The following is a 12,801-nucleotide window of genomic DNA, read 5'->3' as shown; positions in this document are numbered from 1 at the left end:
ACAAACTGTGGCGCAAAGCCACGGGTGGAATTGGCATAAAACACGCTCGCGGTGTCCCCCAAACTCCGCCCCCCCGGGGGGGGGGCCCGGGGGGGGCCGCGCCACCCGGGGCGGATCCGTATCTCGTCCGGACGCACGTCGTGACAGGCCTGTCCGAGGCGATCCGGGGCAGACGGCCGTGGACCCGGGAGGAAGCGCGTCCCGGGCGGAATCCGGCCGTAGCGCGCTGCCCCTGGGAGACCCGATGCCGACCGCCGTACCGGACAGAGCCGCCGGACCGACCGGCAGCCACACCGAAGCCGTGGGCTCCGCCCGCTCGTTCGCACTGCCCCGGGGCACCGGCCGGACCGCCGCCCGCATCGCCGCGCTCACCGCGTGCCAGGCGGCGTCGATGGTGGGCCTCGGACTGCTGATCACCGGCCCCGCGCGCGGGCTGTGGCCGCTGACGGCCGAGGACACCGTGAACGAGCGCCTCGAACACGTCCGCACCGGCCTCCTCACCACGCTGTCGTCCGTCGCCTCCGAGGCCGGCAACACCCTCACGGTCGTGGTCATCACGCTCGCGGCCTGTCTGGGGCTGCTCCTGATACCCCGCCTCCCGATGTGGCGTCAGGCGGTCTTCCTCGCCGTCGCCGTCTCGCTGCAGTCGCTGGTCTTCCTGGCCATCACCGAGTCGGTGGACCGCCACCGGCCGGAGGTGGACCGCCTCGACGCGTCGCCGCCCACGTCGAGTTACACCTCCGGGCACACCGGCGCGGCGACCGCGCTCTACGCGGGCCTGGCGGTTCTCGTGCTCTCCCGGGTCCGGGGGCCGTGGCGCAGGGTCGTGGCCGGGCTGCTGCTGCTCCTGCCGCTGCTCGTGGGTGCCGCCCGGCTCTACCGGGGCATGCATCACCCCACGGACGTCCTGGGCGGCCTCGTCAACGGCGGGCTGTCTCTGCTGATCGTGGGGCGCGCCCTGCTCGTCGACCGGTCCGTGACCGCGGCGCCGTCCGCGGGCGGCACGCCCGCCGCACCGGCCGTCGAGGAGCGTCCGCCCGGCACGACCGCCGTGATCCTCAATCCCACGGTGACCGACGCGTCCGAGCGCGACGAACTGCGACGGGCCCTCGAACGGCACGGCCACCGCGACCCCGTGTTCCTGGAGACCACCGCGGACGATCCCGGGGCCGGACAGACGGCCCGCGCGGTCCGCGAGGGCGCAACACTCGTGGTGGTCTGCGGCGGTGACGGAACGGTCCGCACGGTCGCCGACGCCCTGGCCGGCAGCGGCGTTCCCCTGGCCGTAGTCCCCTGCGGCACCGGCAATCTGCTGGCCCGCAATCTCGGTCTGCCGCTCTCCCCGGTCGAGGCGCTCGAAGCCGCGCTGACCGGCGATCCGCACCCGCTCGACCTCGCGGCCGTCGAGGGCGACGGCCTGACCGCCACCCGGTTCGCCGCGATGGCCGGGGCCGGTCTCGACGCCGCGATGATGGAGCACACCGATCCTCGCGCCAAGGCCGCCCTGGGCTGGCCGGCCTACGCGCTGGCCGGGATCGGAAACCTGCGCACGCCACGTATGCGGGTGACGATCCGGCTCGACGGCGCCCCCGCGTTCCGCCGCACGGCCCGCATGGTGCTCGTCGCCAACGTCGGAACCGTGCAGGGCGGGGTCACCTTGCTGCCCGCCGCCCGCCCCGACGACGGACAGCTCGACCTCCTCGTCCTCGACCCGCGCGGGCCGGGCGGCTGGCTCCGGGCCCTCGGGACACTGCTGCGCGGGCGCGCCACGCCTCCACGGCCGTCCACCGCGCACACCCTCGCGGCATCGGGCGAGGACCACGAGGGGGTTCCCGTCGAGTTCTTCACCTTCCGGCGCGCCGAACTCACCTTCGACACGCCTCAGTCCAGGGAACTCGACGGGGATCCCGTGGGCCCCGGCCGGCGCCTCACCGCCGAGGTCCGCCCCGGCGCTCTGACCGTCCTGCTGCCCTCCCGGGAGAAGTGAATGGGTACCGCGACGAAGGTCCCGGAGACCCACGCCATGTCCGGCGACGAACTCTCCGCCGACGAAGCCCTCGCGTCGCTGCGCCGCTACGGCGGCTGGCCCCTGCTGCGCGACGCGTTCATCCGGTTCCGCTACGCCGACGGGTTCAGCCATTCCCGTGCGCTCGCCCTCCAGACGGTGCTGGCCCTGATCCCGCTCGCCATCGCGTTCGTGGGCCTGTCCTCGGTCCTGCACACCGAGAACATCGGCAGAGTCGCCGAGCTGACGATCCGCCGGATCGCCGCGGGCCCGAGCGCCGACGTCGTCGACGACGCGCTGCGCCGCAGCCGGCACACGGCGGGCGACGGGGCGCAGGTCGCCCTGTGGTTCGGACTGGCCTTCTCCCTGGTCAACGTGACCACCGCCATGTGCCAGATCGAGCGGGGTGCCAACCGGATCTACGGGAACGAGCGCGACCGCGTCTTCCACCGGAAGTATCTGCGCGGCCTGGTCATGTCCCTGAGCGCGGGAATCCCGCTCGGCCTCGGTTTCGTCCTGATGGTGGCCGGCGGCGACCTGGCGTCCGCGGTCGTGACGGTCTATCACCTCGACGGAGCCGCCAAGACCGCCTGGGATGTGCTGCGTTGGCCCTCCGGTCTGCTCCTCGCCCTCATCTCGGCCAGCGCGATCTTCCGCCGCTCGCCCCGCCGCCGCCAGCCCGGCTACACCTGGCTGGTCTTCGGTGCCGCCGTGTACCTGGTGCTGTGGACGGCGCTGACCTGGCTGCTGAGTCTCTACCTCGGGATCAGCGGCAGCTTCGACACGGTCTACGGCCCCCTCAGCGCCTTCATGTCCCTCCTTCTCTGGGCCTATCTGACCTCGATCGCCCTGTTCCTCGGACTGTCCTTCGCCGCGCAGCTCGAAGCCTCGCGCGCACGGCGCCCTGGTCCGGTCGAACCCGATCCGGGAGTCTGAATGGCGGCGCGCGCGACGATCCAGAAGCTGCGGGAGCGCCGCCGGGCGGCCGACCGCCGGTTCGGCGCCCGGCTGCTCGGCTCGGCCGCGGTGGCCGCGATCACCGCGGTGCCGTTCGGCCTGCTCCTCGTCCTGGTCGAGGGCAGATGGCAGCCCCTGCGCCGGCTGGACGCGGGCGCCGCCCGCCGGCTCCACGAGATCGCTCTAGGGCATCCCGCCTGGACGAGTGGGCTGCGTTTCCTCTCCGACCGGGTCTGGGATCCGGTCACCTTGCGTACGGCTGTCGCACTGCTGACGGTGTGGCTCGTGTACCGCCGGGCCTGGCGTCTGGCCGCGTGGTCCGCGGTGACGGCGGTGGCCGGCGGGTTCATCGGGCTCCTGGTGAAGACGGTCGTCGAGCGGGCACGTCCGTCGCTGGAGGATCCGGTGGCACGGGCGCCCGGGTTCTCCTTTCCGTCGGGCCACGCGATGACGGCCACCACCTCGTTCGCCATCCTGCTGCTGGTCCTGCTGCCCCTGGTGCCGCGCTCCTGGCGCGCGCTGTGCTGGGGCGCCGCCGTCCTTTCCGTCGTCGGCGTCGGCTTCACCCGTGTCGCGCTGGGCGTTCACTGGTTCAGCGACGTGCTGGGCGGCTGGCTGCTCGGTCTGACCGTCGTCACCCTCACCGCCTGGGCGTTCGAGGCCTGGCGGGCCGACACCGGGAGGCCTCCGGCCGACATCGGTGAAGGTCTGGAGCCCGAACTCACCGACGAACAGCCCGAAGCGGACGCACCCGGACCGGGGGAACGGGCCGTCACATGACGGTCCCCTCGGTCCCCTGCTCGGGCGGGCGGTAGCTGAGGACGTCGCCCGGCTGACACTCCAGCACCTCGCAGAGCCGGGTCAGCGTGGTGAACCGCACGGCTCTGGCCCGGCCGTTCTTCAGGATCGACAGGTTCACATGAGTGACACCGACCCGGTCCGCGAGCTCCGCCAGGGTCATCCCGCGTTCTTCGAGCAGACGGTCGAGATGGACCTCGATCGCGTGCTCCTCCTTGTCCTCGGGCATCAGACCGTTCCGTCGAGGTCTTCTCGCATGGCGACGCCGACGCGCATGATCCGTGCGAAGGAGAGGACGCCGAGGCCGGTGAGTATCGCCATGTACGGAGCGTCCCACGAGACGAGCCCGGACAGGGCGCTGACATCGCCGCCTCTGCTCAGCGACTGGATCAGCGCCTTCTCGCCCACGGACTCCGCGATCGCGGCGAGCACACTGCCGGCCAGCAGCCACCAGCCCACGCTGCGCAGCCGCCGCGCCGTCCGCGCGGTGTAGAGGCCGTCGCCCTCGGCTCCCCTGATCAGCCGGAGGACGAGCAGGAGCGCCCCGACGGTGAAGACGAACGAGGGAACCTGGGTCGCGGTGTTGAGCAGGCCCTGGGCCGTGCTGGGATCGTCGGTGCAGAAGCTCGGGTGGGCGTCCAGGCCCATCGAGGCTCCCGGCGCCGCCTTGAACCCCATCTGGGACGGCACGTCGGGGCCCACCGTCGTCGTCGTGTCCGTGACGCAGATCGTCGTGTCCCCGATGCCGAGGACGCTGACTCCGTCCATGAACATCGAACCGAACACACCCAGGACCGTCACCGCCGCGAACAGCGTCACGATCATCGTGACCGCGCTCGACATCGGCTCCAGTAGATTGCGTACCCTCGCCATGACTCCCCCATATCGATTATCGATGTTATCGAAAAACGATACAGAGCCCGACAGGCCTCCGCAAGGCCGTTCGAAGCCGGGCGCCGGAAGGGGGCGATCCGGACGCGGAGGTTCCCCCGATCGGCCTACAGGCCCCTGGTGTCCACCTGCCGCGAGCGGCGCAGAATGGCTCGACACCGACGCGAGGAGCCCTCATGATCTTCATCACCGTCAAGTTCAGCGTCCGCCCCGAGGACGCGGAGAAGTGGCCCGAGATCACCGCCGATTTCACCGCGGCCACCCGCGCCGAGCCCGGCTGTCTGTGGTTCGACTGGTCCCGGAGCCTTGACGACCCGACGGAGTACGTCCTGGTCGAGGCCTTCCGGGACGACGAGGCCGGGGCGTCCCACGTCCAGTCCGCGCACTTCAAGGCCGCCCAGCAGGCCCTGCCCCGGCACCTGACCGCGACACCGCGCATCGTGAACGTGAAGATCCCTCAGGACGACTGGTCCCTGCTGGGCGAGATGGTCGTCGAGGACCAGCCCTAGCGCGTGCCCGGGCGACACCGCCACTCCGTACCACGGTCCGGCCCTACGGATTGAGGACGACCTTTCCGGCGACGGTGCCGGACTCGGCCAGCCGCAGGGCCTCGGCCGCCTCGGTCAGCGGCAGCCGGGCGGCGATCCGGGCGGTGACGTCACCGCGCTGGAGGGCGCCGAAGACCTGGGTGAGGTCGGCGCGCAGCCGGGCCCGGAAGCGGCTCCGGGACAGGGCGCGGCCGGCCCAGATGTTGAAGAAGTACGCGTGGCGGCCGTTGGGCAGGGCGTTCCACAGCCATACCCGGCCGAGCAGCTTGAGCACCGGCCACTGCTTGGACCCCGTGTCGTCCCTGGTGGAGGCACTGCCGTAGGAGACGAGCGTCCCGCCGGGGGCGAGCAGACGCCAGGAGTCGACGGCGCTGCGGCCTCCGACGTGGTCGAACACGGCGTCGACCCCGCCGGGCGCGAGTTCGCGTACGCGTGCCGCGACGTCCCCGGTGCGGTAGTCGACGGGGATGACGCCCTGTTCCCGCAGGGCGTCGTGGTGGCGCGCCGAGGCCGTGCCGATCACCTTGGCTCCGGCGGCGCGGGCGAGCTGGACCAGGACCGAACCGACGCCGCCGTTGGCGCCGTGCACGAGGACGGTCCCGCCCGTGCGGATCCGTGCCTTGCGGTGCAGCATCTGCCAGGCGGTGATGCCGTTGACGACCACGGTCTCCGCCTCCGCCGCCCCGATCCCGTCGGGCACCGGTACGACGTCGGCCGCGTCCACGCGCACATGGCTGGCCCAGCCGCCGACCTTGAGGAGGGCGGCGACCCGGATACCGGCCAGGCCCGGGTCCACTCCCGGGCCGGTGGTGAGAACCGTGCCGACGAGGTCGTAGCCGGGCACGAAGGGGAACGGCGGCTGGTCGTAGTACCGCCCGCGGCGCATCTGCTGTTCGGCGAAGGAGACGCCGGTCGCCTCCATCCGGACGACGACCTGACCGGGGCCCGCGACGGGCACGGCGCCGTGCCGGATCTCCAGCCCCTCCGGCTCCACCTTGCCCGGCAGGACGACCTCGACGAGCCCTTCGGCGTTCATGACGACCTCCACTGCGTTCCGCGCGAGTTATCTACTATCGCTTTAGTTAGAAGCTATAACCGTCAGGCGTGAGCGTCAAGAGCTTTCGTTAGAGGTTCTAACTCGGGGTGCGGACGCACGACACGGACAGAGCCGCCGGGCGCACCGGCGCCTCGGCTGTACTCCGGTCTCGGATCGGCTGAACTCCGGTCTCTACGCGCCCGCTTCGGCCGTCCACTCGATGTCCGGCGGTACGACGCGGGCGCACCGCGGATTGCCGTGCGCGTCGGTGAGCCCCAGCCGCCCGACGAGCAGCCCCTCGCGCGCCGCCTCGGCGAGCACGTCGGAGGGGACGGCGTCGAGCATCAGCTTGGCGCGGCGGAACATGCTGAAGACCCCCGCTTCGTCGACCGTGCCCCATGACAGATAGACGAAGAGGTGCCCCAGGCGCTTCTGCACATAGGGGCCCGTCAGTTCGATCCCCGTCGGCGAGGGCGTGGCCGTGCAGTCGAGTGTCCAGGTCGCGCGGGCGCCGTCGCCGGGCTGGGGATCGAGCAGTTCGGCCGGACGGTCACGGCGTTGCACAGCCACGTGGAGGTTGTCGTACACCGGGACGGTGCCACGGCCGTCGGGGGCGGGGCAGGAGCGGCCGGGCAGGTCGTCGGCGTCGATACGGATGCGCATACGGCCATCATGCCGCCGAACCACCGACGGACACCCGGCGCGCGCCTAGAGCCTGCCGTCCGCCGGTGCTTCCGGACCGAGGGGCCGGCTCGTCCGTACCGCGATGTCGATCCGGTCGAGCTGGGCGGCGAGGATCTCCTCGAACGCGGCGCGGCGGTCCACGACGAGAGGGCGGATGTCCCGGGCGAAGTGGGCGAGGGCCGGGAAGCGTTCGGGGTCGGCGCCCAGGACCGCCACACGGAACAGCTCCAGGCCCTGCTCACGCTCTTCGGGGGTGACGGTGCCGACCCCGGCCTCGGAGGCGATCAGCGCGGAGACGAGGACCGCGATCCGGTGGTAGCGCTCCGGGATCTCCTCGTCGGGCAGCCCGGACGCGCGCAGCGCCTGGAGCGCCTCCTCCATGACGAGGCGGGAACCGGTGCCGCTCGACGCGTGACGTCCCCAGACCGAGGCGAGCTGGGGCTGCTGACCGAAGGCCTCCCTCACCCGCAGGGCCAGGGCCGTGATGCGCTGCCTCCAGTCGCCCTCGGCGCGGTAGCCGTCCATGGCGGTCAGGAGAATCCGGTCGGCGACCGCGCGCAGCAGTTCGGTCTTGCTACGGAAGTGCCGGTAGAGGCTGGAGGAATCGGTCCCGAGGGCCGCGGCCAGTTTGCGCACGCTGAACGAGTCCGGGTCGCTCGTGCGCAGCAGCTCGGCGGCCGCGTCCAGGATCTCCTCGGTCGACCAACGCCTTCGGCCTGCCATCCCGCTCCTCTCGCCGTGTTTCAGCCCAGCCTATGCACTTACCGGTGCGCTTGCCTATGCACTCGTTTATGCACTCGTCTGTGCACTTGGCGTTGCACGCACCGCGTGCATAATGGGAACACGGACCTGCCGAACGCCCGACGAGTCGGGGCGGCAGACCACTCGTGCCCTGTTGTCCGGGATCGGGCGACCGCAGCGGGGCCCGCCTCCGGGGAAGCCGAAAGGACGCATGACGTGAAGAACCCACTGGATACCGCGGCACTGGAAGCGGCCCTCGAGAGCGTCCACCGAGCCGGTGTGCCGGGCCTGTTCGCCGAGGTGCGGGACGGCGACCTGGTCTGGCGCGGCGCGGCCGGGGTCGCCGACGTCACCACCGGCCGCCCCGTCACCGCCGGCATGCGGCACCGGGTCGGCAGCATCACCAAGACGTTCACCGCCGCCGCGGTGCTGCGGCAGGTCGAGGCCGGCCGGATCGGGCTCGACGCACCGATCGGCCGGTACCTTCCGGCGCTGGTCCCCGGAGCGCGCGGCGACGCGATCACGGTCCGGATGCTGCTCAACCACACCAGCGGCCTCGCCGAGTACCTGCCGTACGCCTACCCCTCGCTCAAGGCGTATCCCGCCATCGCGGACACCGGACCCCAGAGCATGGACGACCACCGGTTCACGCGATTCGATCCCGTCGAACTGATCGCGATGGGGGTCACGGCACCCGCGTTCGGCTCCCCCGGCGGTACTCCGGGGGTGTACTCCAACACCAACTACCTGCTCCTCGCCCAGCTCCTGGAACAGGTGACCGGCGCCTCGGCCGAGCGGTGCGTCATCGAGAGCGTCATCGAGCGCGCCGGGCTCCGGGACACCGGGTTCCCCTCGGGACCGTACGTGGACGGGCCGCACTCGCGGCTCTACGAGGCGTGGTTCGGCATGATCGACCCGCCCCGCGACTACAGCGTGTTCGACATGTCCTGGGTGGGGCCGTCGGCGTCGCTGATATCGACCGTCTCGGACCTCAACGACTTCTACGGCCTCCTGTCGGCCGGGGAGATCGTCAGCCCGTCGTCGCTGGCGGAGATGCGGCTTACGGTGCCGGTCGTCTCGCAGGAGCTCAGGACGATCGAGTACGGCCTCGGCCTGCATCCGATGGAGGGTTCCGGCCAGGGCGTCTTCTGGGGGCACGGCGGTACGGTCTGGGGCGGTGGAGCGCTCGCCATGACCCGTGCCGACGGCAGACGGCGGCTCGCGGTCGCGGTGAACACCCAGCGGTGGAACAGGCTCGACTCCTCCGGCCTGCCGCGGCCCCATCCCGTCGACGAGGCGCTCGCGGCTCTGTACCGGGTGGCGCTGTACGGCTGAGGGCGCCGTGCCGCGGGGACACGGCGCCGGAAGACCGGGTTCAGCCGGACAGGGCCGCGGAGACCACCGCCTTCGCCTCGTCCTGCACCCGGCGCAGGTGATCGGTTCCGAGGAACGACTCCGCGTAGATCTTGTAGACGTCCTCGGTGCCCGAGGGGCGGGCCGCGAACCAGGCGCTCTCGGTGGTCACCTTGATGCCGCCGATGGGCGCGCCGTTGCCCGGCGCCTCGGTGAGGACCGCGGTGACCGTCTCCCCGGCGAGCGTGTCGGTGGTGATCTGCGCGGGTGACAGCTTGGCGAGGAGGGCCTTCTCCTCGCGCGACGCCGGGGCGTCGATCCGCTCGTAGGCGGGCTCCCCGAAGCGCGAGGTGAGTCCGGCGTAGTGCTCGGAGGGCGTCTTCCCGGTGACTCCGGTGATCTCGGAGGCGAGCAGGGCGAGGATGATGCCGTCCTTGTCGGTGGTCCAGACCGAGCCGTCGCGGCGCAGGAAGGAGGCACCCGCCGACTCCTCCCCGCCGAACCCGAGGGAGCCGTCGGCCAGCCCGTCCACGAACCACTTGAATCCGACGGGCACCTCGACCAGCCGGCGGCCGAGGTCGGCGGCGACCCGGTCGATCATCCCGGACGACACCAGGGTCTTGCCGATCCCCGTCCCGGCCGGCCACTGCTCCCGGTGGGAGTAGAGGTAGGCGATGGCGGCGGCGAGATAGTGGTTGGGGTTCATGAGGCCGCCGTCCGGGGTGACGATCCCGTGGCGGTCGGCGTCGGCGTCGTTGCCCGTGGAGATCTGGAAGCGGTCGCGCCGCTCGATGAGCGAGGCCATCGCGTAGGGCGACGAACAGTCCATCCGGATCTTGCCGTCCCAGTCCAGCGTCATGAAGCGCCAGGTGGGGTCGGTGAGCGGGTTGACCACGGTCAGGTCCAGCGCGTGCTGTTCGGCGATGCGCCCCCAGTAGGCGACCGATGCCCCGCCGAGCGGGTCGGCGCCGATACGGACCCCGGCCGCGCGGATCGCGTCCAGGTCCAGCACCTGCGGGAGATCGGCCACATAGGTGCCGAGGAAGTCGTGACGGCCGGTGCCGGGTGCGGCGAGCGCGCGGGCGTAGGGGATGCGCCGTACGCCCTTGAGGCCGTCCCTGATGAGTTCGTTGGCCCGGTCCTGGATCCAGGTGGTCGCCTCGGAGCCCGCCGGGCCGCCGTTCGGCGGGTTGTACTTGAAGCCGCCGTCGGCGGGCGGATTGTGGGACGGGGTGACGACCACTCCGTCGGCGAGGCCCGCGGAGCGTCCGCGGTTGTGGGTGAGGATGGCGTGCGACACCGCGGGAGTGGGCGTGTAGCCGTCCGCGCTGTCGAGGAGCACGGACACGTCGTTGGCCGCGAACACCTCCAGGGCGGTGACCTTCGCGGGTTCCGAGAGCGCGTGGCTGTCGGCGCCCAGGAAGAGCGGACCGTCGATGCCCTGGCCGTCGCGGTACTCGCAGATGGCCTGGCTCGTCGCCGCGATGTGGTCCTCGTTGAACGCGGTCGCCAGGGACGAACCACGGTGTCCGGACGTGCCGAAGGCGACACGCTGGCCGGGTTCGGCCGGGTCGGGGTGGAGCGCGTAGTACGCGGTGACCAACCGGGCTACGTCGACGAGATCCTCGGGGCCGGCCGGACGGCCCGCTCGCTCGTGCTGCATGTGCCCGCACCTCCACATCGGTGGTTCTTCGCTGGTGGTCTCATCTTTCCCCAACGGGCCGTACGGCGGCACCGTGCCGTCGGGGCAGCCGAAGTGGGCGCCGGACCGCGTCCCTCGGGAGAGCGGCCTGGCACCTGCGGGAGAGGTGGCAGCGCGCGGACGTCCCGCCGTCAGGCGTGACCGTCCTCCTCCGCGGGAGGCGGTCTGGGCGTGGGATTCCCGGCCGTCAGATGTTCGAGAACCTCGACCAGTTCCTGGCAGGCCATTTCGACGGAGCGTCTGGTGTTGCGCTGTTCGGTGATGACGGCGGACAGGAGGAGGGCCGTCAGCGCCATGGTTCCGTTGAAGGCCTGGAGTTTGATCATGACTTCGGTATGGCTCAGCCGGTGGAACGGACCCACCTCCTCCGTGGCCGCGACGGTGGCCATGACGGAGGCGAAGAGGGCGCACACCAGGCTGCCCGGGAGCTCGAACCGCAGGGCCGCCCAGATCAGCAGCGGATAGATCAGGAACAGCATGCTGATGGAGCTGCGGGTGGCGACCGGCACCAGGACGGCGGCCGCGACGAGGATGACGGCGGCCTCCTTCCACCGTGTCAGGCTCAGCGGGGCTCGTATGGAGTAGAGCATCAGGATGACCGGGGTGACGATGAGGACGCCCATCGCGTCGCCCACCCACCACGCCAGCCAGACCGGCCAGAAGTCGTCCAGGGCCAGTTTGCCCGTGCCCACCAGCAGGCCGACGTCCACGGTCGCGCTGATCGTCATGGCGCCCAGCGCGGCCAGGAAGACCAGGGCGAGACCGTCGCGGAACCGGCCCAGATCGGTGCGGAAGTGCACGGCGAGCAGCAGGAGGTAGGCACAGACGGGAGCGACGGTGTTGCCCGCGACGATGCCCGCCGCGGAGGGCTGGAGCGTGGAGAACGAGGAGATGGACAGGACGACCAGGAGCGCTCCGATCGCGATCCCGAACCAGGCCCGGATCCCGAGGAGCAGCAGGGCGGCGACGGCGAGCCCGCTGGGCGGCCAGATGGGTGTGAACACCGCTCCTTCGACAGTGAGCCGCCGCATGAGTCCCAGCCGCCCTGCTCCGTAATAGCAGGCGGCGATCACCAGCGTCTCAAGGGCGAAGACGGCCGGTCGGCGCATCTCCTGTGTAGCCACCACAGAGCCATCAGACACCGCCGGGGCCCTGTCGGCGAGGCGAGCTCCCGTGTGCCGCGCGCGGCGGTGGGCGCGTCGCCGGAGCCCGACGACGGTCCGTCAAGGACGCCGGACGGCCTGCCGCGTCACCGGAGCGGGATGGTGGGCGCGCCGTGGCGGACCACGAGGACGGCCGCGTCGTCCTCGTGTCCCACGCGCTCGGCGCCCTTGATGACGCGGGCGGCCAGTGAACCGGCCGACAGGCCCGCGACGGCGGCGACTCCGGCGAGCCGTACGACCCGGTCGAGCCCTTCGTCCACGTGCATCGAGGGGCCCTCGACGACACCGTCGGTCAGCAGGACGAAGACGCCGCCGGTGGTGAGGCGGTGCCGGGTCACCGGGTACCGCATCCCGGCCTCGATGCCGAGCGGGGGCCCGCCTTCGTCCTCGGTGATGCCGGACTTTCCGTCCGCCGACGCCCAGACGCAGGGTATGTGCCCGGCCCGCGCGCTCTCCAGCATGCCGGTGGCCGGGTCGAGCCGCATGAAGGTGCAGGTCGCGAAGAGGTCGGAGCCGAGGGACAGGATGAGGTCGTTGGTCCGGGTCAGGAGCTCCCCCGGGTCGCCGGCGACGGAAGCCAGGGCCCGCAGGCCGACCCTGACCTGCCCCATGAACGCGGCGGCCTCGATGTTGTGGCCCTGCACGTCGCCGATCGACAGGCCGATGCGTCCGTCGGACAGCCGGAAGGCGTCGTACCAGTCGCCGCCCACGTTGAGGCCGTAACAGGCGGGCGCGTACTGGACGGCCACGTCGAATCCCGGGGCCGAGGGCATGTCCCCCGGAAGCATGCCGCGTTGCAGCGCGATGGCCAGTTCGACCTGTGAGCGCTGGAACTCCGCGCGTTCACGTGCCTGGGCCGTCAGCGATCCGAGCCTGGTGAGCAGCTCGTCGTCGTCGCCCGTCGGCAGCTTGCGGGTCATCGA

The 12,801-nt window shown here is 71.6% G+C and carries 13 protein-coding genes; 5 read left to right on the top strand and 8 right to left on the bottom strand.

Annotated elements, in window-relative coordinates; all coding sequences use genetic code 11:
* The first annotated feature begins 244 nt into the window (after positions 1-244).
* From ACFXGX_RS28275 to ACFXGX_RS28265, 3 genes are read left to right on the top strand one after another with little or no spacing between them, the layout of a single operon-like run.
* Positions 245-1,987 (top strand): diacylglycerol kinase family protein, encoded by a 1,743-nt coding sequence (locus ACFXGX_RS28275; protein WP_384796268.1) that lies wholly within the window; start codon positions 245-247, stop codon positions 1,985-1,987.
* On the top strand, positions 1,988-2,941 hold the full coding sequence (locus ACFXGX_RS28270) for a YihY/virulence factor BrkB family protein (RefSeq protein WP_384796266.1): 954 nt from the start codon (positions 1,988-1,990) through the stop codon (positions 2,939-2,941).
* Positions 2,942-3,742, top strand: coding sequence for a phosphatase PAP2 family protein (locus ACFXGX_RS28265; RefSeq protein WP_384796264.1), 801 nt, complete (start codon positions 2,942-2,944; stop codon positions 3,740-3,742). It abuts the gene before it with no gap.
* Here ACFXGX_RS28265 and ACFXGX_RS28260 read toward each other — a convergent pair.
* Positions 3,735-3,989 carry a helix-turn-helix domain-containing protein gene (locus tag ACFXGX_RS28260; protein ID WP_384796262.1) on the bottom strand — a complete coding sequence of 85 codons (255 nt, stop codon included), beginning with the start codon at positions 3,987-3,989 and terminating at the stop codon, positions 3,735-3,737. The genes ACFXGX_RS28265 and ACFXGX_RS28260 overlap by 8 nt on opposite strands.
* A complete protein-coding gene (locus ACFXGX_RS28255; RefSeq protein WP_384796260.1) occupies positions 3,989-4,633 on the bottom strand; it encodes a DUF2975 domain-containing protein in 645 nt (214 codons plus the stop codon). The genes ACFXGX_RS28260 and ACFXGX_RS28255 overlap by 1 nt, the downstream gene beginning before the upstream one ends.
* A gap of 194 nt (positions 4,634-4,827) precedes the next feature.
* Between ACFXGX_RS28255 and ACFXGX_RS28250 the strand changes: the two genes are divergently transcribed.
* Positions 4,828-5,160 (top strand): putative quinol monooxygenase, encoded by a 333-nt coding sequence (locus ACFXGX_RS28250; RefSeq protein ID WP_384796258.1) that lies wholly within the window; start codon positions 4,828-4,830, stop codon positions 5,158-5,160.
* Positions 5,161-5,203: 43 nt separating this feature from the next.
* On the opposite strand, the gene ACFXGX_RS28245 is transcribed toward ACFXGX_RS28250, so the two are convergent.
* From ACFXGX_RS28245 to ACFXGX_RS28235, 3 genes are all read right to left on the bottom strand, one after another.
* The gene (locus tag ACFXGX_RS28245; protein WP_384796256.1) at positions 5,204-6,235 is read right to left on the bottom strand and encodes a medium chain dehydrogenase/reductase family protein; all 1,032 of its coding nucleotides are present in this window, start codon (positions 6,233-6,235) and stop codon (positions 5,204-5,206) included.
* 192 nt (positions 6,236-6,427) lie between these two features.
* Complete coding sequence (locus ACFXGX_RS28240; protein ID WP_384796254.1) at positions 6,428-6,898, bottom strand: DUF5990 family protein; 471 nt, start codon at positions 6,896-6,898, stop codon at positions 6,428-6,430.
* A 45-nt stretch (positions 6,899-6,943) separates the two neighbouring features.
* On the bottom strand, positions 6,944-7,642 hold the full coding sequence (locus ACFXGX_RS28235; protein WP_384796252.1) for a TetR/AcrR family transcriptional regulator: 699 nt from the start codon (positions 7,640-7,642) through the stop codon (positions 6,944-6,946).
* A 234-nt stretch (positions 7,643-7,876) separates the two neighbouring features.
* On the opposite strand from ACFXGX_RS28235, the gene ACFXGX_RS28230 reads away from it, so the two are divergent.
* Positions 7,877-8,995, top strand: coding sequence for a serine hydrolase domain-containing protein (locus ACFXGX_RS28230; RefSeq protein ID WP_384796250.1), 1,119 nt, complete (start codon positions 7,877-7,879; stop codon positions 8,993-8,995).
* 40 nt (positions 8,996-9,035) lie between these two features.
* Here the strand turns inward: ACFXGX_RS28230 and pgm are convergent, their stop codons facing one another.
* The 3 genes from pgm to ACFXGX_RS28215 all read right to left on the bottom strand — a co-directional run bounded on the left by pgm (position 9,036) and on the right by ACFXGX_RS28215 (position 12,798).
* The gene (gene pgm / locus ACFXGX_RS28225) at positions 9,036-10,676 is read right to left on the bottom strand and encodes a phosphoglucomutase (alpha-D-glucose-1,6-bisphosphate-dependent) (RefSeq protein WP_384796248.1); all 1,641 of its coding nucleotides are present in this window, start codon (positions 10,674-10,676) and stop codon (positions 9,036-9,038) included.
* A gap of 170 nt (positions 10,677-10,846) precedes the next feature.
* Complete coding sequence (locus ACFXGX_RS28220) at positions 10,847-11,842, bottom strand: MASE1 domain-containing protein (protein ID WP_384796246.1); 996 nt, start codon at positions 11,840-11,842, stop codon at positions 10,847-10,849.
* Positions 11,843-11,964: 122 nt separating this feature from the next.
* The gene (locus tag ACFXGX_RS28215) at positions 11,965-12,798 is read right to left on the bottom strand and encodes a PP2C family protein-serine/threonine phosphatase (RefSeq protein ID WP_384796244.1); all 834 of its coding nucleotides are present in this window, start codon (positions 12,796-12,798) and stop codon (positions 11,965-11,967) included.
* Positions 12,799-12,801: the final 3 nt, after the last annotated feature.

The organism is Streptomyces sp. NPDC059371, assembly GCF_042751995.1.
Taxonomy (GTDB): Bacteria; Actinomycetota; Actinomycetes; order Streptomycetales; family Streptomycetaceae; genus Streptomyces.
This window is presented reverse-complemented; position numbering and strand designations above follow the sequence as displayed.

What these genes read in the sequence shown, in the direction of transcription:
- ACFXGX_RS28265 (WP_384796264.1), top strand. Translation starts at nt 2,942, where the DNA reads ATGGCGGCGCGCGCGACGATCCAGAAGCTGCGGGAGCGCCGCCGGGCG.
- ACFXGX_RS28250 (WP_384796258.1), top strand. Translation starts at nt 4,828, where the DNA reads ATGATCTTCATCACCGTCAAGTTCAGCGTCCGCCCCGAGGACGCGGAG.
- ACFXGX_RS28245 (WP_384796256.1), bottom strand. Translation starts at nt 6,235, where the DNA reads ATGAACGCCGAAGGGCTCGTCGAGGTCGTCCTGCCGGGCAAGGTGGAG.
- ACFXGX_RS28270 (WP_384796266.1), top strand. Translation starts at nt 1,988, where the DNA reads ATGGGTACCGCGACGAAGGTCCCGGAGACCCACGCCATGTCCGGCGAC.
- ACFXGX_RS28240 (WP_384796254.1), bottom strand. Translation starts at nt 6,898, where the DNA reads ATGCGCATCCGTATCGACGCCGACGACCTGCCCGGCCGCTCCTGCCCC.
- ACFXGX_RS28260 (WP_384796262.1), bottom strand. Translation starts at nt 3,989, where the DNA reads ATGCCCGAGGACAAGGAGGAGCACGCGATCGAGGTCCATCTCGACCGT.
- ACFXGX_RS28235 (WP_384796252.1), bottom strand. Translation starts at nt 7,642, where the DNA reads ATGGCAGGCCGAAGGCGTTGGTCGACCGAGGAGATCCTGGACGCGGCC.
- ACFXGX_RS28215 (WP_384796244.1), bottom strand. Translation starts at nt 12,798, where the DNA reads ATGACCCGCAAGCTGCCGACGGGCGACGACGACGAGCTGCTCACCAGG.
- pgm (WP_384796248.1), bottom strand. Translation starts at nt 10,676, where the DNA reads ATGCAGCACGAGCGAGCGGGCCGTCCGGCCGGCCCCGAGGATCTCGTC.
- ACFXGX_RS28255 (WP_384796260.1), bottom strand. Translation starts at nt 4,633, where the DNA reads ATGGCGAGGGTACGCAATCTACTGGAGCCGATGTCGAGCGCGGTCACG.
- ACFXGX_RS28275 (WP_384796268.1), top strand. Translation starts at nt 245, where the DNA reads ATGCCGACCGCCGTACCGGACAGAGCCGCCGGACCGACCGGCAGCCAC.